The organism is Chitinophaga sp. SVR4-12A (genome assembly GCF_056754765.1).
The window spans coordinates 941,029-963,906 of record NZ_JBPGWP010000002.1 but is presented as its reverse complement, the minus strand read 5'-3'; the positions used below and the strand labels follow the sequence as shown (position 1 = coordinate 963,906).

Sequence of the window (22,878 nt, the reverse complement as noted above, 5' to 3'; positions counted from 1 at the left end):
AAAGGTACGAATATATTCGTACGAAACAAGAGGTAGGGTAATTTTTTTTCTAATGGCGGGTAGAAATGTCTCATTTCACCATTCATGACGTCCTTTATGCGGATGATTTTTGGAGGAGCGAAAAGGTAGATTTGTATTGTTCAAAATCCATTATTATGAAAAGTACGGTGGCTGAAAATATAGATGCATACATTGCAGGTTTCCCAAAAGAGGTACAGACAGTATTAGAACAGGTGCGGGCAGCAGTTAAAAGGGCAGCGCCGGAGGCAAGGGAGGCGATTAAGTATGCGATGCCAACCTTTGTGCTGAATGGAAATTTGGTGCACTTTGCGGCGTATAAAAAGCATATCGGTTTTTATCCTGTGCCAACGGGAGATGCGGTATTTGATAAATTATTGGCGCCTTATGAGACATCGGGGAAAGGCACGGTGCAGTTTCCGCTTGATCAGCCTATGCCTGTAGCACTGATAGAGAAAATTGTGCAATACCAGGTGAAGCGGAATAAGGAGAAGGTGAAGAAAAAGAAATGATGCCATTGTAAACAATAGGAACCAGAAGGACGATAAAATAACAGGGGATCACCGCACCTTTTAAGTCACAAACCGTGGAACTGAAGCTGGATGTAACGCATGCCATTAAAGATTCACAGACGCTGATATTTGCCATCGGCATAGAAATGGGCATGCCAGGCCCGATGATAAAACTGAGGAAGTGAAACGCGCCGGTTCGGCGTGTATTCTGGCTATAGGCTAGCCATTATTCCGATCATTTTATATCAACCTGGTAACGATATAGTAACTCTTTTAAGAGTTACTTCATCGTTACTATATCGTTACTATATCGTTACTTTATCCTTGCAGTTACCTAGCCATCATTACCCATTATTAGCGTATAGCCCGGCCATTTTATTGCCTGTAGAAAATATACCCGCCATGGTGTAATGTATTATCGTCTACGAAGTCGCCATCAGCTGTAAAACCACTATCGTCCCAATATTTTATATGCGTTCCCCTTATTTCATACCTGCCGGTATAAGCGCTTTGGCGATTCCCACGTGCTTCATCGTATCTGCCCTCAGGCAGCAATTCCTGCCTGATATATCCATCGCGTGTAACCCACATGCCGATGTATTGCTGATGATCTGTGCTTTTAGTTTGCATTGTTTTAATTTTTTGACAGATCAAAATTAGCACGGGGTTTATAGACAGCGGATGCACATTCCAAACCAAAAATTGCAAATATCAAACACTGTTATCAGGATCGTGCATGATACCACTTCAGCGCCTGCTGCTCCACCTCTTTCACAAACGCATCTTTTGCCTGGTTATATTCCAGGGTATCCTTAAATTCTCCAAAAGACAATTCTTTCTTCAATGCATCATAAGCATCTCTGGTATCCGGATGCGCCCGTAAAAAATCCCTGAAAGCGATATGCCTGTCCCAATGCGGTGTATCCTTAACGAGAATATGAATGTTTGCTTTTGCTTTGAAATCTTTTCCAGTGACCAGCTCCTCTCCTATGTCTACCATAGCAGGCGGCATTTTATGCGGCAAAGGCTCCAGTTTTACAAAGAAGCGCCTGTAAGGCATCATAGGCTCATACTTCCTGAAATAGGTGTAAGCACCTTGCTGCATGGGGACAATTACTTTATCAAGATCTTGCTCACGCTGCAAACCAATGAGTATATCGATAATAGGCTTCGCGCCCAGGCCGGGCACAGATGTGCTGCCAATATGTTCTATAACGGCATTGAGACCTTCTAATATTCCTTCCAGCTTGTTCTTTTCCTCCGCAAAATCTTTTACCCATTTCCCTGTATATGGTGCTATTATAATTTTCATTTCATAAATTTAACACTAACCTATAATCAAGAAAAATGAGAAAGATCATTTTAGACCTCGCTGTAACGCTCGACTCCTTAATTGAAGGTCCTAATGGAGAATATGACTGGTGCATCTTAGATGAAGAGGCCAATTCCAGCCTGGATACGTTCCTGGATGATATCGACACGGTATTTTATGGCCGGGTAAGCTACGACCTTTGGGGTAATTATCAACCGGAAGAAAGCGCACCGGCCTTTATGAAAGATCTCTTCAAGGCCGTTCACAGCAAAGAGAAGTTCGTTTTTTCAAGAACGGAGAATGGAGATGGTAAAGCCACCTTTATCAGCGCAGATGTGGAAAAACATGTTAATGAGATCAAGCAACGCCCCGGTAAGAATATCTGGCTTTACGGCGGTGCGGGCCTGATCAAGACCTTCATGGAGCTCGGACTAATAGACGAATTCCGCCTGGCTGTGCATCCCATCATACTGGGAAAAGGGAAACCCCTGTTCTCAGATATCAGCAACAGGGTGCCATTGAAACTCAAAAGCGCGACACCTTCCAGGTCAGGCGTGATCCTGCTGGTATATGAAAAGGCTTAGCGCTGCACAGGTTTACATTACAGCTATAGTATAACGGGGATAGAATATTAAATACTGTCCTGGCAAAAATATCATTCTGTTCTCAGGCTCTTTACCGGGTTCATTAAAGATGCCCTGATCGCCTGGAAGCTCACCGTCAGCAATGTGATGAGCAGAGTGCCTGCACCTGCAGCCGGGAAGATCCACCAGGGAATAGGCGTACGATACTGGTAGTGCTGCAGCCAGCCGCTCATGGCATACCAGGCCAGCGGGAAAGCGATGGCGAGAGAGATCAGTACCAGCACCACGAAATCAGTAGATAACAGGCGCCATAAACTGAAAAGCGTTGCGCCCAACACCTTGCGTACGCCTATCTCGCGGGTACGCTGCTCTGCCATAAAAGAGGCCATTCCGAACAAACCCAGGCAGCTGATGAAGATCGCCAGTATAGAAAAGACGGCAGTAAGACGGCCAAAGCGCTGCTCGTCCCCAAACTTCCTGGCATATTCCTGGTCTACAAACTGGTAGTCAAACGGGTGGTTAGGATTATTTCTTTTAAGCACGCCGGCTATCCTGTCCAGCGCCGTTTGTACGCCCAGTCCCGGATTTAAGCGCAGCAGCATACGCGTGCCGGGATCCCTGTTCAGGTGGAAGAAAGAAGGGCGTACAGGGTCAAAAGGAGACTCTGCGATCACATCTTCTATTACGCCAATAATCGTATAGCGCTCATCATCCCACATCACTGTCTTACCTACGGGATCTTTCAAACCCATGAATTTTGCAGCGGTTTCATTGATCACAAAAGCGGCGGTATCAGTAGCAAAGTCCCTGGAAAAATCGCGTCCTTCCTTAAACTGCCAGCCCACTGTCCTCCCATAGTCGATAGAGATCCCATCGTTGGGAAAATCAACGGCCATCGACGGATCTTTTCCTTCCCAGTTAAATCCGCTGTTGGTAGACCATACACTTGTAACAGGGCTCCAGCATTCGGCCATATTCAGGATAGCGCCACTCTTCAGCAGCTCATTCCTTACGATGTCAAAATGGTCGTGGAGGTCGCGGGTATACATCGGTAGCATTACCAGGCCGTTACGGTCATATCCTATGGGACGATTACGGCCAAACTGTACCTGTCGGAACACGATCACCGTTGCAATGATCAGGATCACTGATACCGTGAACTGCAATACCACCAATACCCGGCGGGGAATGACAGCTGACCGCCCCACCCGGAAAGTGCCTTTTAACACCTTCACCGGACGGAAGGAGGATAAATAAAATGCAGGATAGCTGCCGGCTATCAAGCCGGTAATAACGCTAAAGCCTATACATATCAGCCAGAATAAAGGATCCGTCCATAAGATGCTGATGCGCTTCTGCGCAATGTCATTGAAGAAGGGTAAAGACAGCTGTACCAGCACCAGGGAAAGCATCAGCGCAATAGTGACCATCAGCATAGATTCGCTGAAGAACTGCCCGATCAGCTGACTGCGCTGCGATCCGATGGCTTTACGGATGCCCACTTCACGGGCACGCTTCTCAGACCTGGCTGTGCTCAGGTTCATGAAGTTGATACAAGCCAGCAGCAGTACAAACACACCGCTCACACCCAAGAGCCAAACATAGCGTATCAGTCCGCCGGTGTTCACACCATTCCTGAACTCTGCAAACAAATGCCAGCGCGACAATGGATACAGGAACAATTGGGGATGCAGGTCGATCTCATCCTGGTGCACATTTTTCATTTTGATGTCCCTGATCTTTTCCGATGCCTTTTCCAGGGAGACATTGTCGGCCAGTTGTACAAAACAGCGGTAGGAGTTGGACCGCCAGGGATTGTCATTCTCGTACAGGCCTTCCGTCCGCGCATACAGCTCCCACGGCATCAGGAAATCCACACCGCCAAAGGAAGAGCTGACAGGCATATCTTTATACACGCCACTCACTACAACGGCTATCTTATTATCTACCAGTAATGTTTTATTCACCGGGTCTTCGTTGCCGAAACAGGCTTTTGCCAGGGAGGCAGACAACAGGATGGAGTGAGGATCGGTCAGGCGGTCAGTACCCTCCAGCATCTTCAGGGTGAACATCTTTGTGAAGCCCTGCTCGCAATAAACGCCATTCCCGCTTAGCCGCTTGTCTTTCTGCAGTAGCACACGCGTTTGATTCCAGGTGCACATGGATACATAGCGAAAATCGCTGCCGTAGTTCTTACGTATTTCTGCGGCCAGTGGAAAAGGCTGATTCGTCCACATGTCTGTATTGCCATTGCTGGTTACGGTTTGCCATACCCCGGCAATGCCTTTGTAATTGGGGAACTGTTTGTCAAACATCCATTCGTCCTGTATCCATAGGCCGATCAGCATGGCGACGGCCATTCCCGCTGCGAGTCCGGTAATATTAATAGCCGAATGCAATTTGTTTTTCAACAGGTTTCGCCACGCGATCCGAATGTAGTTCTTGAGCATGTGCAAAGAGATGAAGGGTAAAACGTTATTGCAGCTGTCCCCAAGAACATACCAAATATTAAGTCACTACAGATCAATGGGTTAATGGGCTTGGTTTGTCCGCTTTTGGACAGTGGATGTCCGGTATTGTTTTACATACTCCGCCACTTCCACCATGGGCGCTATCCAGATGTCCTTTTCATGTTGTTGCAGGAAATGCAGTAACTCGCTGTGCGCCTGCAAAGACACATCCAGCGAATGCCCGCCGCCTACGCCATGAAAAAGGAATACCAGCAGGCGGTGATCTGCCATGGCTTGTTTCACTTCAGCGATCATTTCAGCGCCCGACTGCCCATTAACAGCATAGCAGCCGATATTATAAAGGTCAATATCGCCGATGGCGGGTTTTAAAGGCTGAGTGCCTCTTGCGCCTGCAAAGCGGTCTTTGATTGGAGAGAGGTATAGCGAGTCGTTGATCTTTTCGTCACCGCAGGGATACGCAAAGGTTCTCACCGTTTTTCCGTCGATGGCCTTCAGCAGGGTATTGGTCATATTGATCTCATCGGTGATCCGGCGGAAGGTATAACGTGAGAGGTCATAATCCGGTGTAACAAAATCCCTGCCCGGCAGGTCGCCGGCGCAGGGATGGAAAAATGTATGATTGCCCAGCTCATGTCCTTTCTTTGCAATGGCGCGCCATTCGTTGATACGCGCATCGAGCGCACCGGAGTAGGCAGAGAGGTAAAAGGTAGCTTTCAATCCAAGGGAGTCCAGCACCGGGATAGCATGGTCCAGGTCTACGTCCAGGGCATCGTCATAAGTGAGCACTACGGCGCATTTTTTATGATGCCAGGTGGTATCTGCCTGAGCCGCAGCATTGGTCACAATGAAGCAGCCGGTCAGTATCAGCAACAGTAATGATCTCATGAGTATCCTATTTATAGGCGGTCACCGGTTGAATGCTGCCGTCCTCATTATAATGCAGCTCTGTTACTTTCACATTGCGCAGGTGGGTTTTACCACTCAGCTGTACATCGTGATAGAAGAGGTATGTTTTACCATTTACTTCAACGATGGACTGGTGATTGGTCCAGCCTTCCACGGGGTTCAGGATCACACCCTGGTAGGTGAAGGGCCCATAGGGATTATCGCCGGTGGCATATACGATGAAGTGCGTGTCTCCGGTTGAATAAGAGAAGTAATATTTGCCGTTGTGCTTATGCATCCAGGAAGCTTCAAAGAAGCGTTTGTTATTATCCTTTTCAGTGAACAGGTGTCCATCTTTATCCAGGATCTTAATTTCTTTTACGGGGCCTTCGAAATGCTTCATGTCTTTTGACAGTTTGGCCACGCGTGGCAGGATCGCTTCTTCTCCGGGCTGGCGCAGCTTTCCTGCTGAATCGTATTTATTATTGTTCCAGCGCTGGAGCTGTCCGCCCCAGATGCCGCCGAAGTACATATAAAACGAACCGTCATCATCCCTGAACACGGCCGGATCGATGCTGTAGCTGCCCTTGATGGGCTCTTTTTCTGCCAGGAACGGTCCTTCGGGCTTTTTGCTGGTAGCAACACCGATGCGGAAAACATCCTGCTTATCTTTTACAGGGAAATAGAGGTAGTAGGTATTGTTGGCAAAAGCGGCATCAGGCGCCCATAGCTGGCGGCCTGCCCAGGGAATATCTTTGATATGCAGGGCTACACCATGATCAATGACTTTGCCGCCTACGGAATCCATGGAGAGGATATGATAATCCATCATATTGAAATGATCGCCGTTGTCATTCTCCGGCGTGCCGGTAGCCGTATCATGTGACGGATAGATATAGATCCGGCCATTGAACACATGGGCCGATGGATCCGCGGTATAGATATCAGATACCAGCGGTTGGGAAATGGGTTCCTTTTTAGCCGGTTGCGCCTCCGTGGCAGTACTATCTTTCTGTTCCGTACGGGTGCTTTGCCCGGTATTACAGGCGGAAGAGATGAGCACAGCAGCAGTGGCTGTGGCAATGAGGTGGAATTTTACTTTTTTCATATGGTTGTTCATAACGTTTGCTGTCTTATTGACAACTATTCAAAAGTAAAATTCCAAATCACAAATTCCAAATTACAAAATGAGCTATACGTAGATCTTCGCGCTTTGGAATTTGGGATTTGGGATCTGGAATTTGGAATTTAAAAGGTGTCTTCCAGCACCGGGCTGCCGTCAATCCGTGCTAATTTCACTGCGTTCACAGCGCCGGCGCCCTGAAAACGGTAGCTCACGCCAACAATCCGGTCGGCCGCGCTCTTGAAGGTATAGTTAAAAGCCTCTTTGCCGTTCACCAGGATCCGGAGGTGTTTATTACGCACTTCACAGCGCACTTTTACCCATTGGCTCATATCGCAGCCAAAGGCAGCGAGGTTGGCATGCTGTGCGGAAAAGCCCGTATCTACCGCCATCAGGCCCATATCTCCCACGCAGCCTGGTATGCCCAGGGGCATGATGATCGCGGAGCCTTCGCAGTGGATAAAAATATCAGCACGCTGGCAAACGGCCGTACCTTCCTTATACTCGTTCTTGACTTCTGTTTCAAAAATGAAATTATCATTCTTCAGCCCATGCATGTCTCCGATATTGTAGTAGCGCAGTTCAGGCGGTTGCGGCTGCATAGGAATGTTCTTCTTTTCCAGGAGGGCGGGCGGGATACGCAAGGCTCCCTCGCCGATGAACTCCGTTCTTGAAAAATATACCGGCACCGGTTCCTGTACCACTGTTGCCAGCCAGCCGCCGGAAGGGATGCACAGATCATGCTCTTTCACGATCCTTTTACCTACCACCAGTTTGGCCCTGAAAAAGCCGGGATAATAATAAATGGAAGTATAAGTATGACCTTTGGCCGACACGGGAAAGCGGCGGGTGGGGTCCCAGGACTGCTGGATAAATATTGAATCGTTCTTCGCCGCAGTAGCATCGTAGTTAAAGATCACGGAATTGGGAATGCCGGCAGCCAGCGGCTGACTGCTGAATGAAAAACGGGAGCTGTCTGGCAAGCCGGATACCGGCACACCGTTCTTGCCCGTCCGGTTGTACATCCATCCCGCTATGACCAGTATCACCAATACAGCAGGGGCAATATACCAGCCGATTTTACGGCGTTTAAGCGCCGGGGCGCCATAACCATTTAACTGAACGGAGTGATCTGCAGGCTCCGGAATGGGCTCGGGGGCCATCTCTGTCAGCTGCTGCTGCCTGAAATCCCGCCAGTGCTCATAACCGGCAAATATCGCAAGGGTATTTAATGTAGTGAGAGAGGGAAAATTGTCGTACTTCACTTTTCCCCACACCCTTTTCAGGGTGCTTACGCTGAGGGCCACCTGGGTACGGTCAAATATACGGGAGCTGAGCGTTTCAAAATCCTGGTTCTGCCAGTTGTCACTACTTCCCCAGCCCAGTTTTTCCTCTATCAGCCTGCAGCATTGTTGTAGTAATTCAATATTATTCATTACTGATAATCAATTAATTAAACCCTGAACAATTTTGAACAAACTTGCCTACGAGTTGAATAACTGTGCTTTAAGGTAAGGTAATAACTTTCCTGCCATATCTGCTTCCAAAATAATGCTTTTCATGAATTTAAAATCCATCACCTTCATGCGTTTCAGTTTATTATTGCTTTTATTACTGCCATATGTTGCAGGCGCGCAGGCCCTTATCCCATTCGATTCGCCCCGCTGGAAAGTAAAGGGGAAGGCGCCCTATGAGGAGCTGCACCTGGGAAAACCTGCGCTCCGGCTCCAGGAAGGCGGCCTGCTGCTGGAAGATGCCAACTTTAAGAACGGCATCATTGAATTTGACATAGCCCTGGCGCCGGACCGCTACTTTCCGGCGATAGAGTTCCGGATGCAGGACGAAAACAATTACGAGCAATATTATATACGGCCCCATCAGTCCGGCAACCCGGACGCCATGCAGTATACCCCGGTATATAACGATTTGCCAAGCTGGCAATTATACCACGGGCCCGGTTATAGCAATGCCGCCGTCCTGCCCGTTGACCGCTGGCTGCATATTAAACTGGTGATATCGGGTGACCAGGGGGAAGTATATTTTGACCGGGACACTACACCGGTGCTTTTCATCCGTCACCTGAAAAGGGATGTGGCCAGTGGCATGATCCGGTTGAACAATATGGCTCCGGTACCTGCATGGTATCGCAACTTTGCCTATATCGCGACGGATGCCGTAACAATCAAAAGCAAGGCGACACCTCCACCACCCCTTCCGCCATCAGTACTTACTTCGTGGAGCGTTTCCAGCCCTTTTGATGAAGCGCTGGTGAAAGACAAAGCCGAGCTCTCCACCACGGATACGGCTACACTCAGCTGGAAAGGATTAAAGGCAGATGACCTGGGCATTATTGATTTCTCAATGCTGGCCGGCGCAACACCGAAGAAAAATACCGTCTTTGCCAGGGTGACGATACAGGCAGACAAACCAGGGGTTAAAAAACTGACTTTCGGCTTTTCCGATCGTGCAAAAGTATATCTCAACAACCAGTTATTGTATGCGGGGGAAGACAATTTTCTGTCAAGGGATTACCGCTTCCTGGGTACCATCGGCTATTTCGACGCCGTGTACCTTCACCTGAAGAAAGGCCCTAACGAGCTGTGGATCGCCGTTTCCGAAAATTTCGGCGGCTGGGGCATCAAAGCGAAACTGGAATAGGCTTAGCGATCTTCCAGGTATTGCTGCAGTACCAGGGCCTGGTTATGCGCCTCATCCTTTGCGCCATATACCAGCGTTAGCACTTTCGTACCCTGGTGTGCTTCTATGAATTGTATCACCGCTTCGTTGTGCTTTAATTCTTCGCGGTATCTCTTTTGAAACTCCTTCCATCGTTCGGGATCATGGCCAAACCATTTTCTCAGGGCAGTGGAAGGAGCTATCTCCTTCTGCCACTCATCCACAGCGGCCGCTTCCTTTGTAATGCCCCTGGGCCATACCCGGTCTACCAGCACCCTGTAACCGTCTCCCTTCGCAGGAGCTTCATATACCCGTTTGATCTTTATCGTTCTCATCACTACAAAGCGTTTCCTATGAAGTTAAGGAAATAATAAAAGAGTTTTTAGTCTTCTATTAAATTATTGCTTACTTTTGTTCCCGTTAAAGGAGTTTGCATGTTCTCAAAGACTTGTGAATACGCCATACGGGCAGTGCTGTTCATTGCCCAGCGTTCAAAGAATGGAGATAAGGTTAGCATAAAGGAAATAGCCAGTGGGATCGGCTCACCGGAACATTTCATTGCGAAGATCCTGCAGGAGCTTGGCAAACATGGACTGGTGCAGTCTGTAAAAGGGCCCAATGGGGGCTTTTACGTAGACGCGCCTACTGCAAGATGTTCCATAGCAGATATCGTGAAAGCGGTGGATGGGGACCAGCTCTTCGCAGAATGCGGGCTTGGACTGAAACAATGCTCAGAAACGCATCCCTGCCCTATTCACCACGAATTCAAAAAAATAAGAAAAGACATTTTCAATATGCTGGAAAAAGCCAAACTGGGGACATTCAACGAACAGCTGGAGAAACAGCTGGCATTCCTGAAACGGTAAAAGGTATATTATATTCATCATGAACGAACGAAAGGATATAGCCACACTGGAAGATATACAGTTACTGGTAAACGAATTTTATCAGCAGATAAGGGAAAATACTTTACTAGGCCCCATCTTTAATGGGGTGATCCAGGACCGCTGGCCGCAACACCTGGAAAAGATGTACCGGTTCTGGCAAACCGTACTGCTGGAAGAACATACTTATTTCGGCGGCCCGTTTCCGCCGCATGCAAAACTGCCGCTGGAAAAAGAACATTTCGATACCTGGCTGCAGCTTTGGCATGCCACGGTGGACCGTTACTTCGCAGGGGAAAAAGCGGAAGAAGCAAAATGGCGCAGCGGCAAGATGGCCCTGATGTTCATGTCAAAGATCGATTACATCAGGAGCGGCGGAAAACCTATACTATGAAGACAATAAAAGTTGAACAACCGGTAGCACTTGCCTGCATCTTTAGCTGGGCGGGCTTTATCTGTGCCATCAGTTTCCTGGAAGCCTGGTTGAAGTTCAGGGCGCCGGGCGTGACGCTGCCTGTGGGACTCGGCATTGGACGGCTGGTATTCAATGCGCTGAATAAGATCGAATGGGGCTTTGCGGTGATCGTGTTAGTGAGCGCATACCTGCATAACAGATGGCGGCCGGCTCCTTTCCTCCTGCTAGCGCCGTTAACCATACTGATACTGCAAACAGGCTGGCTGCTGCCGCAACTGGATGCCAGGGCATCTGCTATCATCAGCGGACAACCGCTACCGCCCTCCTATCTGCACTTTTATTTTATAGGGACAGAACTGATCAAAACTTTTTTAATCATTCTCTATGGCATAAAACTCTTTAAACCAGCTTACAGCGCCTGAATTGCCTTACCTTTGGGATGCATCCTCTAAATGCTCATCCCCATGGATATCACCACCTCCATCGCTCCCTGGCTATCGGTCAGAAATAGTGCCGCCGCGGCAGATTTCTACAAAGCCGCCTTCAGTGCAGTTGAGCTCTTTCGCCTGGAAGATCCCGGTGGTAGTGTAGTAGCACGGCTGTCTGTAGATGGTGCTGAATTCTGGCTGAGTGATGAATCGCCGGAGCATGGCAACTATAGTCCTGCTTCATTAGGAGGAGGCACTGTGCGGATGATCCTCACGGTAGCAGACCCGGACGCGCTCTTTCGTCAGGCGCTGACCGCTGGCGCAACAGAGGTGTTTCCCGTAGGCGAACAACATGGTTGGAGATCAGGACGGCTGGCAGATCCTTTTGGTCATCATTGGGAGATCGGCCGTCCTGTGTGACTATACCTGCCCTATATAAATTCCTTTAACTTTCGTTATTCCCCTCCAGAATATCACCAAATTGATTTCTCACTTTTATGATAGTATCCTTATTCCCTTTCCATGCATCAGCATGAACTATCAAATAATCGGCGTCTTTTATTGATAACCCTAACTTCTTAATTAAAACTAAAGCAGATTGCATTTGCGTTGCCCCTGCCTCCTTTATTTTTAATAATGCCATTTCCATGTTACTGGAGTTTCCATTATAGACGGACTCAAAAAGGTCTTCAAACATTGTGTTATCTTCAAACATCGTACATGTTTTATTACTGACTATAGCTTCCCTATATACAATCTTGTATTGTAATGGAATTTGACCATGCCTTGCTGCTTATGCCGTTCAAATATTTCCTCCAGGCGATGGATCATCGGTTGATGTGAAGAATGACCTTCCTGCGGTGCATAAGAGGAAGACAGCAGCCTGCCTTTCAATCCCGAAAAATCAAACATTTGCGCATTGTGGAAAATATGCTCTTTGTAAGTGGAGGGCGAAAAGAAAGACGCCAGCTGTGCCGGGCCGATATTACGATGACCGGTCTCCTTATAATCGGTGGCGTATTGCGCGATCAGCAGTTCGTAGTCCTTTTCAAAGTCGGTATCTGTTCGCCGCTCATTCCACATCAGCGCCACATGGGCGTCTTTACGGCCAATACGGCGAAATTCCACCTTGGCAGCTCCCTGGCTGAACCAGTGAAAAGCCTGTCCGGCTACGATCAGGTCTGCACATGCATCGGGCAGCATGGTACGTTCTGCCGTACCGGCTACGGTGCTGAATTTCGGGAAGCGCTGCCGTAATTGCTCTGCTTTCTCACGCATGGGGGCATTAGGCTCTACGCCTAATACTGTATTGCCATATTCCAGGAAAAGCAGTGAAGAGATCCCGGTGCCTGCGCCAATATCTGCTACTATGCTTTCCCGTGTCAAACCTGCTTCCTGTTCCAGGCAAGGTATAATGGCTTGCGGATAATGCGGCCGGTATTTTACATAGTTTTCTACCCGGTCGCTGAAACGCTCTGTATGCTTCATAATAATTTAAAGTTAACCCGATTTTATTAACCTTCCTTAACATTAAAGCAAGGCTCGTTAACCTGCTTTTCTGGGTGCCCAGGGTACTTTCGTAGCTGTTCATTTATTAAAAGCATTACCATGCCAAAAAGTTACTTATTACTCCTGATCTGTAGCCTTGTTTGCATCCATGCCTATGCGCAAAGGAACGGCTCCATCAAAGGCACCGTGCTGGATACCATCGGCAGGCGCCCGGTAGCTTCCGCCACTATCACCCTGCTGCAAAAAAAGGATTCCTCACTGGTCAGCTTCATGATGACCGATAACAAAGGAGAATTCGAGCTGAGCGGTATTGCCGCCGGAGAATACCGCCTGCTGATCACGCACCTGAATTATCACAGTACCAGCCGTCCGGTAACTATCAGCGGCGCCAACCCGCATGTAACATTACACAACATTATACTCTATGACCTGAGCAGGACCCTGAACGAAGTAGTGGTATCCGGCGAAGCGCCTCCCGTTACCCTCATTGGCGATACGGTACAGTACAACGCAGGCTCCTTCAGAACCATTCCCAATGCCAGCGTGGAACAGCTGCTGAAAAAACTGCCCGGCCTACAGGTAGATAAAGACGGGACCGTAAAAGCGCAGGGACAAAAAGTGAATCGTGTGCTGGTAGACGGTAAGGAATTCTTTGGCACCGATCCCAAAATTGCCACCAAGAACCTTCCTGCCGATGCGATCGACAAAGTACAGGTATACGACCGCATGAGCGATGCCGCCCAGCTTACCGGTTTTGACGACGGCAACAGTGAGAAGACCATCAACCTTAAACTGAAACAGGACAAGCGAAAAGGGCTCTTTGGCAAAGCCAGCGCAGGTGTGGGTACTAAGGACCGGTATGAAGGCCGTTTCAATGTCAATTCCTTTAAAGGCGCCAGGCAGCTGTCTGCTATTGGTATGGCCAACAACACCAATGGCGAAGGTTTCTCTTTTATGGATCTCATGAACTTCAACGGTGAACTGAACCGCATGCGGCAAAGCGGCAGCGGCAATGCCAGCTTTACAATGGATGCAGACGATCCCATGGCCGCCATGATGGGCAACAACAACAGTAATGGCATTAAAACCATCTGGGGCGGAGGTCTGAACTATAGTAACATCATCGGCAATAAGACCGATCTCACCGGCAGCTATTTCTACAACCGTTATAACCCGCAACAGGAAAGCAAAGTACAGCGCCAGTATTTTCTGCCGGATTCGTCCTATTTCTATAACCAGCAATCCAGGAGCGACAATCTCAATAACAGTCACCGGCTGAATATAACGGCCGATATCAATATCGATTCCTTTCATTCCATAAAAGTCACTTCTTCCGCAGGCTACCAGGAAACCCGCAATAAGAGCTTCAATACTTACGAGACACTCTCCGGCGACCACCAGCTTGCCAACCAGGGTTTCAGTGATAACAGCTCCACCGGTCATGGCACTAATTTCCGGAACGACATCCTGTTCAGGAAGAAGTTCCATCGCAAGGGCCGCACCTTTTCACTGGGCCTCCAAACCAGCTTCAACAACAGTGAAAGTGAAGGCAGTCTTTTATCGGTCAATCATTTTTATAACCGGGATCCTTCCCTGCCCGGGTACGATTCTATCAATCAACGGAACAATGTTTCGGGTAGCCTTAACAGCTATAATGTACGCGCCGTTTATACGGAGCCACTGTTCAAACGCTCCCTGCTGGAATTCAGCCTGAGCCGCAGTAATACCACCAGCAGCTCAGAGAAGATCACATACGACTATAACGGAACGAACGGTAAGTTTGACCAGCTCAATCCCGCACTCACCAATGATTTCGAGAACACCTACGGGTATACGAATGCGGGTATACGCCTCCGTACACAGCAAAAGAAATTCAGCCTGGCCGCCGGTCTGAACTGGCAGCGGGCCGGCCTGGAAGGCAAGATCATTGCAGGGTCTAAAGATTCCGTGATCAGTAAGACTTTCTACAACCTCCTGCCTTCGCTGCGGTTCAAATATGACTTTACACGTTACCGTCACCTGAGCATTAACTATGCAGCCATTACCAATCAGCCAAATATCTCACAGCTGCAACCCGTGCCCGATATCAGCGACCCGCTGAATATCAAGGAAGGCAATCCTGATCTGCAACAGGAATTCACGCATGCAGTACAGGTTAACTTTATGTCTGTTGATCCCTTCCGCAACAAAAACCTCTTTGCTTTCTTTAACCTGCAGGAAACACAGAACAAGATCGTGAACTATGATGTAGTGGATTCGCTGGGCATTAAACGCAGCCGGCCTGTAAACGTAGATGGCGTGCTCAATATGAGCGGCACCGTGAGCCTGGGGCTTCCGCTGCGCGCGTTAAATGGAACGGTGAATTTCAGCAGCAATATGGGATACAGCAAAACCAAACAGTTTATTAATATGGCTGCCAATAATATTAATACGCTTTCGCTTGGTCCTTCACTGCGCTTTGACCTGAGCCCTTCAGATAAGCTGGACTTGTCTGTAGGTGGTAATTTTAATTTTTATAAAACTACTTATTCGCTGCAGGCGGCCAATAATACCAGTTATTTTTCTCAACAATATGAAGGAGAAATTAACTGGCAATTACCTGCTCAATTCTTTCTCAGCACTAATCTTACTTATACTATTAACAGTCAGCGTGCAGCAGGATTCAATGCACAGGTGCCGCTTTGGAATGCATCTTTCAGCCGGCAGTTCCTGCATTTTAACAGGGGCGAGTTGAAGTTGAGTGTTTTTGATCTGCTGAATCAGAATGTGGGCATCTCACGTACCAGCAATCAGAATTACCTGGAAGATACAAGGATCACGAACCTGCAGCGGTTCTTTATGCTGACGTTTACGTATAGTTTGAGTAAGAGCGGGTTGGCAGCAGCGGGAGGACCGGAGAAGGGAGGGATGAGGATTATGAGGTAAAAGTTGACAGTTGTCAGTGGTCAGTTGTCAGTAAGCAATGCGGAGATTACATACACTTTAAGCACTGACAACTGACGACTGACAACTGTCAACTAATTACCTACCCCCCAATCCTTATCGTGGCTCCTTTCCTGCCCCTATTACTTTGCATCTCCTTCATCACTTTTTCTCTTTCCTTTACAAACTCCTGCGGTGTTACTTTCTTCCCTTTAGTAGGCTCCTTAATATCTCCCAGATCTACCTGGGGCGATAATTCTACTGCCTGGTAAACCACCTGACCGTTGTTAATATCAATAGCCAGTATCAATCCTGGTAGCTGGCCTTCGTATTCTGGTCCGGCGGGTACAGGAACGGCCAATGTGAACCAGGCAGTGACATTCATAGAGTCCGGTACTTCTTTGTTCTTCAATTCGCCATTTTCCATGGCGATGCTCATACGTTTACCAATGCGCTGGGCAACGGCTTGCTGACAGGGATAGTTTAGTATGGTCCTGGTTTCGTCCGTAAGCTTCCAGTTCAATTTGCGAATGCTGTCTGCCACGATGTAATTCCTGGCGCCGAACTCGCGTTGTTCTACCGTGCGGCCGGCAGCAAAGTTGGCGTAGCTCAGATCATTGTTGCCGTCGATCATCAGGTATACATGCCTGCCGCCGCTGCTTTCGGCAGACATCTCCTCCTGCGTGTCGTCATCTACCGGGCGGCGCAGGGACTGGTCATTGCCGAACAATACTTCCAGCTTGTCTTTACGTGAGCGGGGCATCATCTGCTCCATGTCGCCTGGGCCCATGCGTAACTGTACGGTGCGTTCGTATAATACTCTTCCCTGTTTTTGCTGACCATGGGCGGCTAGCAATGCAAGCGCCATTGATAGTGTTAAAATTGCTTTCTTCATGCTACATGATTTTAAGAAGCTAAAGCTATTATGTTGGTGTTGCAACAGAGGTTAATAAGACTTGCTTTAATGTTAATTAAGGTTAATATTTCGTGGTTGGGGGCGGCGGATGTGCAACATTTGCCGTAGTATTGCCATTACAAACCATCTCAACTTCTTTGCGATACAAATTATCCATACCGGTCACAGGCTTCCTGATCATATTAACCATCCTGGTGATCACAGCTTTTCAGGCATACTGGCTGCGCAAAAATTACCGGGAGGAGAAAAGACTGTTCAGAGCCCGCACCAACATTCTTTTCCGGGAAACGATCTTCCGGCTGCAGGCTGCGAAGCTTAAACTCGATTCCACTTTCCATATCCGCATACAGGAGCGTGAAGGCGTTGTTGGCGCTGCGAACATCATCGCGGAAAGAGTAAGGGACGCATCGCCGGGCGCCCCCGGCGATGCGGGTGCGCCTGGCCCTCCGGGAAAAAGGACCATGGTGGTAGCATTTGATGATGCGCCTCCGATCAGGCGCTCACGGCGGGAAAGCGACTCGCTTAACATCGGCTATCGTGTTACCCAGGTCTCGGCTGGCGCCAAACCGGTCTTTAGCTTTATGGCAGCCATGGATTCCCTGCAGGATTCCACTACGGTAAAAGAGCTCACCGAACGTTACCATAAGGCCCTCGAGGCAAAGGGCATACACCTCGGCTTCAGTATACACGCTTTTCCTGCTGATACTACAAAAGATATATTAGACCGCTTCCCGGAAGACCCGGAAGGCAACACGGTGACAATGGGCTTTACAAAACCAATCAGCTACCAATTGCGCTTTGATGATAACAGGTGGTACCTGCTGAAACGGATCAGTCAGCCGATACTGGTTTCCGCATTCCTGCTGGGTGTCACCACGCTCTCCTTCCTGCTGCTGTACCGCAACCTCATACAACAGCAGAAGCTGGCGCGGCTCAAAAATGATTTCATCAGCAATATGACGCATGAGCTGAAAACGCCCATCGCCACGGTAAGTGTGGCCATAGAAGCCCTCAGAAGCTTTGATGCGCTGGAAGACCTGCAAAGAACAAATGAGTACCTGGATATCTCAGCCAACGAAATGCAGCGGCTCAGCATGCTGGTAGATAAAGTACTGAAGCTTTCCATGTTCGAGAACCGGGAGATCTCCCTGAACAAAGAACAGTTTGACCTGCGCGATCTGGCCAGGGGCGTACTGGTGTCCATGAAACTGCAGTTTGAGAACAAAGGAGCCAGCACCGCGCTGAAAACAACCGGGCATAATTTCATCATCACCGCGGATAAGCTGCACATGACCAGCGTGCTCTATAACCTGCTGGACAATGCCCTGAAGTATAGTATTAAACAGCCCGAGATCCTCATCCATATCATCGATCACAAACAATACCTGGAAATACGTGTAGCCGATAACGGTATCGGCATCGAGAAGGAGTATAAGAACAAGATCTTTGAAAAATTCTTCCGGGTACCCAGCGGCAACCGGCATAATATCAAAGGCTATGGCCTTGGCCTTAGCTATGTTTCTCATATCGTGCAGCGTCATATGGGCTTTATTGAGGTGGAAAGCGAAGTGAATAAAGGCAGCACTTTTTCCGTCAAGCTTCCCTTTGCAGAGGCGCCGGTGATACAATACGACAGGGGCCGCGTCATAAAGTACAAAACCATTGGCTGAGATGAACATCAGGATACTATACGTTGAAGACGAACTATCACTGGGCAAAATCGTGAAAGAGAGCCTGCAGCGGCGCGGCTTTGAAGTGGTCATGGAAAGTGATGGCGATAAGGTACTGCCGCTGTTCAAAGAGGTGAAGCCTGCCGTATGCGTGCTGGATGTAATGCTGCCCAATAAAGACGGTTTCGAAGTAGCCGAAGAGATCCGCGCCATTGACCCGCAGGTACCCATTCTTTTTCTCACTGCCAAAACACAAACAGCCGACCTGGTAAAAGGCTTTACCCTGGGCGGTAATGACTATATCCGCAAGCCTTTCAGCATGGAAGAGCTGATCGTTCGTATTGACAACGTACTGCGCTTCCAGGAAAAAATGCCGACGCCTCCTTCGGATCATATCAAAATAGGCAGGTTTAAGTTCTATACAAGCCGCCAGGTGCTGGCCAACGGTAAGGAAGAAGTAAAGCTGTCGTATAAGGAAAGCGAGCTGTTAAAGCTGCTGTACGAGCACCGTAATGGTATCATTGATCGTAAGAGTATTCTGGACCTGCTTTGGGGACATGATTCTTTCTTTAACAGCCGTAATTTGGATGTGTATATTACCAGGTTACGGGTAAGGTTAAAAGAAGATGAAAACCTGCAGATACTGACGATCAAAGGTATTGGGTATAGGTTTGTGCTCGGGTAGCTTCGTTTCAGTATTATCACCACCTTAGCGCCACTTATCCCTATATATGTCAAAAGCAACATTAGTGTTAGTACTGAGTATCCGACGCTTTAGGTCCCTTGCGATGTCCACATACGAACATCCCCTTGTGTCAAAACCGGACAATTACACCTATTTCCTATCCACATTCCATTGATTATTATCCCTCTACGAACATGGCATCCGCTTTGTACCCGCCCTGCATGCTCAACAACTACCTCAAGACCGCCGTCAGGAACCAGCTCCGGAATAAAAGCCATTCCTTCCTGAATATTTTCGGGCTGACAGTTGGATTCAGCGCCGCTTTGCTGATATTTCTCGTACTCAGCTATGAACAAAGCTTTGATAGCTACCACGCAAAAAAAGACCTCATTTACCGCGTGGTAAGAGAAGGTAAAGAGCAGGGAACAAAATCATACCGCACAGGCGTTCCTTTCCCCGTCAGCAAGGGCTTAAAAACGGACTATCCGCAGCTGCAAAACGTTGCTGCCATCTGTGGCGACTACAATGTACAGGTGATTATCCCAGGTACCAATGAAACACCTGTAAAGAAATTCAAGGAACGGCAGGGCGTCTTCTTTGCCGAGCCATCCTTCTTTGATATGTTTGACTTTCACGTTCTTGAAGGCAATGCAGCCAGCGCCCTGAGCGAGCCCAATACGGCTATGCTCACGAGGACTATGCCACCCGATATTTCGGTAGCCCTGAAAAAGCGGTGGGAAAAAGCATTAAAGCCTATGGTACTGATATAAAGATCGCCGGTATCATCGACAACCCTCCTGCCAATACCGATTTCCCTTTAGGATTGGTGATCTCGTACATCAGCGCGGGCACCAGCTCCGAAATGAGCAACTGGGTGGATATCACTGACAACAACTATTGCTTTGTACAGTTAAGGCCTGGGAACGCTCCCGCTCAATTCAATCACCTGCTATCTGCTTTTGTAGGCAAACACGTGCCGGAAGATCATGCCGGCTACAATCTCATCCTCCAGCCCCTGAAAGAGATCCATTCCGATAACCGCCTGGGTAATTTCACCAACCATACCTTCAGTAAAGACCTGGTGACAGCGCTGGGGCTTATCGGCCTGTTCCTGCTGATCGTTGCCTGTGTTAACTTCATTAACCTGTCTACAGCCAACGCCATTAACCGCGCCCGGGAGGTAGGCGTAAGAAAAGCGCTGGGCAGTAACCGCGGGCAGCTGCTGCTGCAGTTCTTCGGAGAAACCGGTATAGCCTGTCTGATCGCCATGATAGGCGGGATCCTTGTTGCTCTCATCTGCCTGCCGTTCCTGAACAACCTCCTGCAGGCACAGCTTTCACTGAATATTCTTAAAACACCTGCCGTTATTGTCTTCCTGCTGATTTCATTACTAACGGTTACCCTGCTTTCTGGTTTTTACCCGGCGCTGGTACTATCGGGCTTCAATCCCGTCAATGCTCTTAAAGGAAAAGTAGCAGCGGAGCACATAAAAGGAATTAGTCTCCGGAAAAGCCTCGTAGTTCTTCAGTTTGCAATAGCCCAGGTAATCATTACCGGCACGTTGGTAGTAGTCGCCCAAATGAACTATTTCAGCAAAGCCAACATGGGCTTCAGTAAGGAAGCGATACTGACTGCCAGCTTTCCGAACGACAGCGCCAGCCGCTTAAAAGTTGACCTGCTGCGCGAAGAGCTGCTACGCCAGACAGGCGTCAGGGAGGTGAGCTTAAGTATATTTGCACCAGCGGGTGCGGGCGATTGGTCCACAGACCTTCGCTTAGCCAGCAATCACAGTAAAAAAGCCGACCTTATTGTGAACATGAAACCTGCAGACACCGGCTATTTCAGCATATACAAATTACAGCTGGCTGCGGGACGGGTCTACTATCCCTCCGATACCATACGGGAATTCATGGTTAATGAAACGCTGTTGAGAAAACTCGGCCTTGGAACACCGGAGCAGGCTATCGGACAAGAGATCAACGTAATGGGAAGGACCGGCCCTATTGTCGGCGTAGTAAAAGACTTTCATGTAGAATCATTCCGCGATCCCATTGCCCCCGTTGTGCTCACTACCATGAAAAAGGATTATCGGACGGCCAATATCAAAATAGTGGCCGACAGGCAGCAAACAGCCGTGAAAGCGATCGAAGCCGTCTGGAACAAAGTCTTCCCGGACTATGTATTTGAATATGGGTTTATTGATCAGACGGTTGCCAACTATTACAAGCAGGAAAGCCAGCTTTCCCGCCTGTACAAAATAGCTGCTATCATTGCGATCTTTATCTCCTGTCTCGGATTATACGGATTGGTATCGTTCATGGCCATACGCAGAAGAAAAGAGATCGGCATCCGTAAAGTGCTGGGCGCACCGGTAAGCAATATTATCCTGCTGCTTTCCCGGGAATTTACCCTGCTTATCACCATTGCATTCTTCATTGCCGCGCCACTAGCATGGTATGTTATGCAACAATGGCTGCAGCAATACACTTACCGGATAACGATGGGCCCGGGCTTCTTCCTGGCCACACTGCTTGGTTCCATATTGATTGCGTGGCTAACGGTTGGACATTCTGCTATCAAGGCGGCTATTGCGGATCCGGTGAAGAGCTTACGTACAGAATGAGCAGATTGAAATTATTAAGTATAAAAAAAAACAGGATACTATGATCATGGAAGATGATCCTAGTATCCTGTTAATATATCGTTGTCTTACACTACAGGTTTCGTATCCTCGCCTGAATTATTTTCCTCTTCTGCAGCTGCTGCTTCAATAGCAGGAACTCCTTCCGTTGTAGCTGCTACTGCGTCGTTAGTTTCGTATGTTGTTGTGTCCTTCTTGCGGTTAAACAGCTTCTTAAACACACCTGCCAGGGCCGCTAAACCTAACAAGATAAATTTCCACAACACGCCAAGGTACTTCAGAATAATAGCAAAGAAACCAACTTTCGCCAGCACTTTACCTGCCACCAGGCCGCCGATGGTCCAGGCAGCTACGTTATCGATCTTTGGATCGAAATCAAAATAGGTATTGCCGTCGGTGAAGGTTGCCATCGGCAACACCTTGTCGATATTCGCCTTTACCAGGGATAGCTCCTTCATGGTACAAACGGCGTTTAATGAGAGAATACCGTGACGGCCCAGGATACGGATCTCGTAATTGAGGGTGTGTGCGCCTTCCCGGTCGCCAAACTTCAGTTCTTTAGCCCAGTGCAATACCTTCTTTTCCTTGTCGTAAAAGGGCTTCTGCGCCCAGCCCACGATGTGAATGGTAGAATAACCTGCTTTCACCCGCTCTTCATTGGTTTCCTTTTCTTCCTGCTGCATGTTTTTCAGCATTTCACCGTAATCGATCTTCTCCGCATCGTCATCCTTTACGTAGCCGATATCTTCGTATTTCACGATGAACGCATAGCTGCTGTCGGAAAACGGATCATCCTTTTCCGGGAAGATCATTCCCAATGCGTTTTCAGCGGTCGCCGGCGGGTTGCCCCAAACCTTGGTGAGCACGGAGATAGTTTGTTCTTTGTTCAGGAATTTAAACCCTGCAGGTACTTTGATCTCTGCTTTACCCCCCGGTAAATGGATCAGGCCCGTTTCGTAATGTTGGGCGTTTCTAACAGAATCAATATAATCTTCAAAATCTTCGAGGACCTGGGTAGAGTCTTCTATAGGCGTGGCGTTAACAGCCACTGTCGCCAGCAGTAAACCCGCCAGGCAGAGGTATTTCAGCATAAGGTGATAGGGATTTTTGTACGCTACAAAATGCGACAAATATTTTATAAAAAGAAATATGTGTCTAAGATACAACTTATGTGTCAGGCGGTTTGCATTTGGTGTTTTTTTGGACTATCTTATCCCCTTCCTGATG

23 protein-coding genes are annotated in these 22,878 nt (G+C 48.4%); 12 read left to right on the top strand and 11 right to left on the bottom strand.

Going from position 1 to position 22,878, the window contains the following annotated elements; all coding sequences use genetic code 11:
- Positions 1-155 precede the first annotated feature (155 nt).
- On the top strand, positions 156-530 hold the full coding sequence (locus tag ACR9Y8_RS30330; protein WP_481217054.1) for an iron chaperone: 375 nt from the start codon (positions 156-158) through the stop codon (positions 528-530).
- A 375-nt stretch (positions 531-905) separates the two neighbouring features.
- Here the strand turns inward: ACR9Y8_RS30330 and ACR9Y8_RS30325 are convergent, their stop codons facing one another.
- Together ACR9Y8_RS30325 and ACR9Y8_RS30320 are read right to left on the bottom strand one after the other, a co-directional pair.
- Positions 906-1,160, bottom strand: coding sequence for an Atu4866 domain-containing protein (locus ACR9Y8_RS30325; RefSeq protein WP_481217053.1), 255 nt, complete (start codon positions 1,158-1,160; stop codon positions 906-908).
- A gap of 94 nt (positions 1,161-1,254) precedes the next feature.
- Positions 1,255-1,842, bottom strand: a complete 588-nt coding sequence (locus tag ACR9Y8_RS30320) for a GrpB family protein (protein ID WP_481217052.1) — start codon at positions 1,840-1,842, stop codon at positions 1,255-1,257.
- A gap of 35 nt (positions 1,843-1,877) precedes the next feature.
- On the opposite strand from ACR9Y8_RS30320, the gene ACR9Y8_RS30315 reads away from it, so the two are divergent.
- Complete coding sequence (locus ACR9Y8_RS30315; RefSeq protein WP_481217051.1) at positions 1,878-2,426, top strand: dihydrofolate reductase family protein; 549 nt, start codon at positions 1,878-1,880, stop codon at positions 2,424-2,426.
- 71 nt (positions 2,427-2,497) lie between these two features.
- On the opposite strand, the gene ACR9Y8_RS30310 is transcribed toward ACR9Y8_RS30315, so the two are convergent.
- The 4 genes from ACR9Y8_RS30310 to ACR9Y8_RS30295 form a co-directional block, all read right to left on the bottom strand.
- The gene (locus ACR9Y8_RS30310; RefSeq protein ID WP_481217050.1) at positions 2,498-4,837 is read right to left on the bottom strand and encodes an ABC transporter permease; all 2,340 of its coding nucleotides are present in this window, start codon (positions 4,835-4,837) and stop codon (positions 2,498-2,500) included.
- A gap of 120 nt (positions 4,838-4,957) precedes the next feature.
- The gene (locus ACR9Y8_RS30305) at positions 4,958-5,782 is read right to left on the bottom strand and encodes a polysaccharide deacetylase family protein (RefSeq protein WP_481217049.1); all 825 of its coding nucleotides are present in this window, start codon (positions 5,780-5,782) and stop codon (positions 4,958-4,960) included.
- A 7-nt stretch (positions 5,783-5,789) separates the two neighbouring features.
- Positions 5,790-6,890 (bottom strand): glycoside hydrolase family 43 protein, encoded by a 1,101-nt coding sequence (locus ACR9Y8_RS30300; protein WP_481217048.1) that lies wholly within the window; start codon positions 6,888-6,890, stop codon positions 5,790-5,792.
- Between the two features lie 140 nt (positions 6,891-7,030).
- The gene (locus ACR9Y8_RS30295; protein ID WP_481217047.1) at positions 7,031-8,341 is read right to left on the bottom strand and encodes a hypothetical protein; all 1,311 of its coding nucleotides are present in this window, start codon (positions 8,339-8,341) and stop codon (positions 7,031-7,033) included.
- A gap of 124 nt (positions 8,342-8,465) precedes the next feature.
- Between ACR9Y8_RS30295 and ACR9Y8_RS30290 the strand changes: the two genes are divergently transcribed.
- A complete protein-coding gene (locus ACR9Y8_RS30290; RefSeq protein WP_481217046.1) occupies positions 8,466-9,563 on the top strand; it encodes a LamG domain-containing protein in 1,098 nt (365 codons plus the stop codon).
- 2 nt (positions 9,564-9,565) lie between these two features.
- Here ACR9Y8_RS30290 and ACR9Y8_RS30285 read toward each other — a convergent pair whose 3' ends face one another.
- Positions 9,566-9,916 carry a DUF488 domain-containing protein gene (locus ACR9Y8_RS30285; RefSeq protein WP_481217045.1) on the bottom strand — a complete coding sequence of 117 codons (351 nt, stop codon included), beginning with the start codon at positions 9,914-9,916 and terminating at the stop codon, positions 9,566-9,568.
- A gap of 99 nt (positions 9,917-10,015) precedes the next feature.
- On the opposite strand from ACR9Y8_RS30285, the gene ACR9Y8_RS30280 reads away from it, so the two are divergent.
- Genes ACR9Y8_RS30280 through ACR9Y8_RS30265 form a run of 4 tightly spaced genes read left to right on the top strand, consistent with a single transcriptional unit; the run spans position 10,016 to position 11,728 of the window.
- Positions 10,016-10,447, top strand: coding sequence for an RrF2 family transcriptional regulator (locus ACR9Y8_RS30280; RefSeq protein WP_481217044.1), 432 nt, complete (start codon positions 10,016-10,018; stop codon positions 10,445-10,447).
- 19 nt (positions 10,448-10,466) lie between these two features.
- Positions 10,467-10,859: a group III truncated hemoglobin gene (locus ACR9Y8_RS30275; protein WP_481217043.1), complete on the top strand. Its 393-nt coding sequence runs from the start codon at positions 10,467-10,469 to the stop codon at positions 10,857-10,859.
- Complete coding sequence (locus tag ACR9Y8_RS30270; protein WP_481217042.1) at positions 10,856-11,302, top strand: hypothetical protein; 447 nt, start codon at positions 10,856-10,858, stop codon at positions 11,300-11,302. The genes ACR9Y8_RS30275 and ACR9Y8_RS30270 overlap by 4 nt, the downstream gene beginning before the upstream one ends.
- Before the next feature lie 42 nt (positions 11,303-11,344).
- The gene (locus ACR9Y8_RS30265) at positions 11,345-11,728 is read left to right on the top strand and encodes a VOC family protein (protein ID WP_481217041.1); all 384 of its coding nucleotides are present in this window, start codon (positions 11,345-11,347) and stop codon (positions 11,726-11,728) included.
- A gap of 25 nt (positions 11,729-11,753) precedes the next feature.
- On the opposite strand, the gene ACR9Y8_RS30260 is transcribed toward ACR9Y8_RS30265, so the two are convergent.
- Positions 11,754-12,023 carry a hypothetical protein gene (locus tag ACR9Y8_RS30260; protein WP_481217040.1) on the bottom strand — a complete coding sequence of 90 codons (270 nt, stop codon included), beginning with the start codon at positions 12,021-12,023 and terminating at the stop codon, positions 11,754-11,756.
- 20 nt (positions 12,024-12,043) lie between these two features.
- Complete coding sequence (locus ACR9Y8_RS30255) at positions 12,044-12,796, bottom strand: class I SAM-dependent methyltransferase (protein WP_481217039.1); 753 nt, start codon at positions 12,794-12,796, stop codon at positions 12,044-12,046.
- A 120-nt stretch (positions 12,797-12,916) separates the two neighbouring features.
- Between ACR9Y8_RS30255 and ACR9Y8_RS30250 the strand changes: the two genes are divergently transcribed.
- On the top strand, positions 12,917-15,742 hold the full coding sequence (locus ACR9Y8_RS30250; protein WP_481217038.1) for an outer membrane beta-barrel protein: 2,826 nt from the start codon (positions 12,917-12,919) through the stop codon (positions 15,740-15,742).
- 100 nt (positions 15,743-15,842) lie between these two features.
- Here ACR9Y8_RS30250 and ACR9Y8_RS30245 read toward each other — a convergent pair whose 3' ends face one another.
- Positions 15,843-16,634 carry a GLPGLI family protein gene (locus ACR9Y8_RS30245; protein WP_481217037.1) on the bottom strand — a complete coding sequence of 264 codons (792 nt, stop codon included), beginning with the start codon at positions 16,632-16,634 and terminating at the stop codon, positions 15,843-15,845.
- Between the two features lie 158 nt (positions 16,635-16,792).
- Between ACR9Y8_RS30245 and ACR9Y8_RS30240 the strand changes: the two genes are divergently transcribed.
- The 4 genes from ACR9Y8_RS30240 to ACR9Y8_RS30225 all read left to right on the top strand — a co-directional run bounded on the left by ACR9Y8_RS30240 (position 16,793) and on the right by ACR9Y8_RS30225 (position 21,633).
- Positions 16,793-18,325: a sensor histidine kinase gene (locus ACR9Y8_RS30240; RefSeq protein ID WP_481217036.1), complete on the top strand. Its 1,533-nt coding sequence runs from the start codon at positions 16,793-16,795 to the stop codon at positions 18,323-18,325.
- A 1-nt stretch (position 18,326) separates the two neighbouring features.
- Complete coding sequence (locus ACR9Y8_RS30235) at positions 18,327-19,010, top strand: response regulator transcription factor (RefSeq protein ID WP_481217035.1); 684 nt, start codon at positions 18,327-18,329, stop codon at positions 19,008-19,010.
- 194 nt (positions 19,011-19,204) lie between these two features.
- Positions 19,205-19,780 carry an ABC transporter permease gene (locus tag ACR9Y8_RS30230; protein ID WP_481217034.1) on the top strand — a complete coding sequence of 192 codons (576 nt, stop codon included), beginning with the start codon at positions 19,205-19,207 and terminating at the stop codon, positions 19,778-19,780.
- Positions 19,744-21,633 carry an FtsX-like permease family protein gene (locus ACR9Y8_RS30225; RefSeq protein ID WP_481217033.1) on the top strand — a complete coding sequence of 630 codons (1,890 nt, stop codon included), beginning with the start codon at positions 19,744-19,746 and terminating at the stop codon, positions 21,631-21,633. Before ACR9Y8_RS30230 ends, ACR9Y8_RS30225 begins: the two co-directional genes overlap by 37 nt.
- 86 nt (positions 21,634-21,719) lie before the next feature.
- On the opposite strand, the gene ACR9Y8_RS30220 is transcribed toward ACR9Y8_RS30225, so the two are convergent.
- A complete protein-coding gene (locus ACR9Y8_RS30220; protein ID WP_481217032.1) occupies positions 21,720-22,742 on the bottom strand; it encodes a DUF2167 domain-containing protein in 1,023 nt (340 codons plus the stop codon).
- Positions 22,743-22,878: the final 136 nt, after the last annotated feature.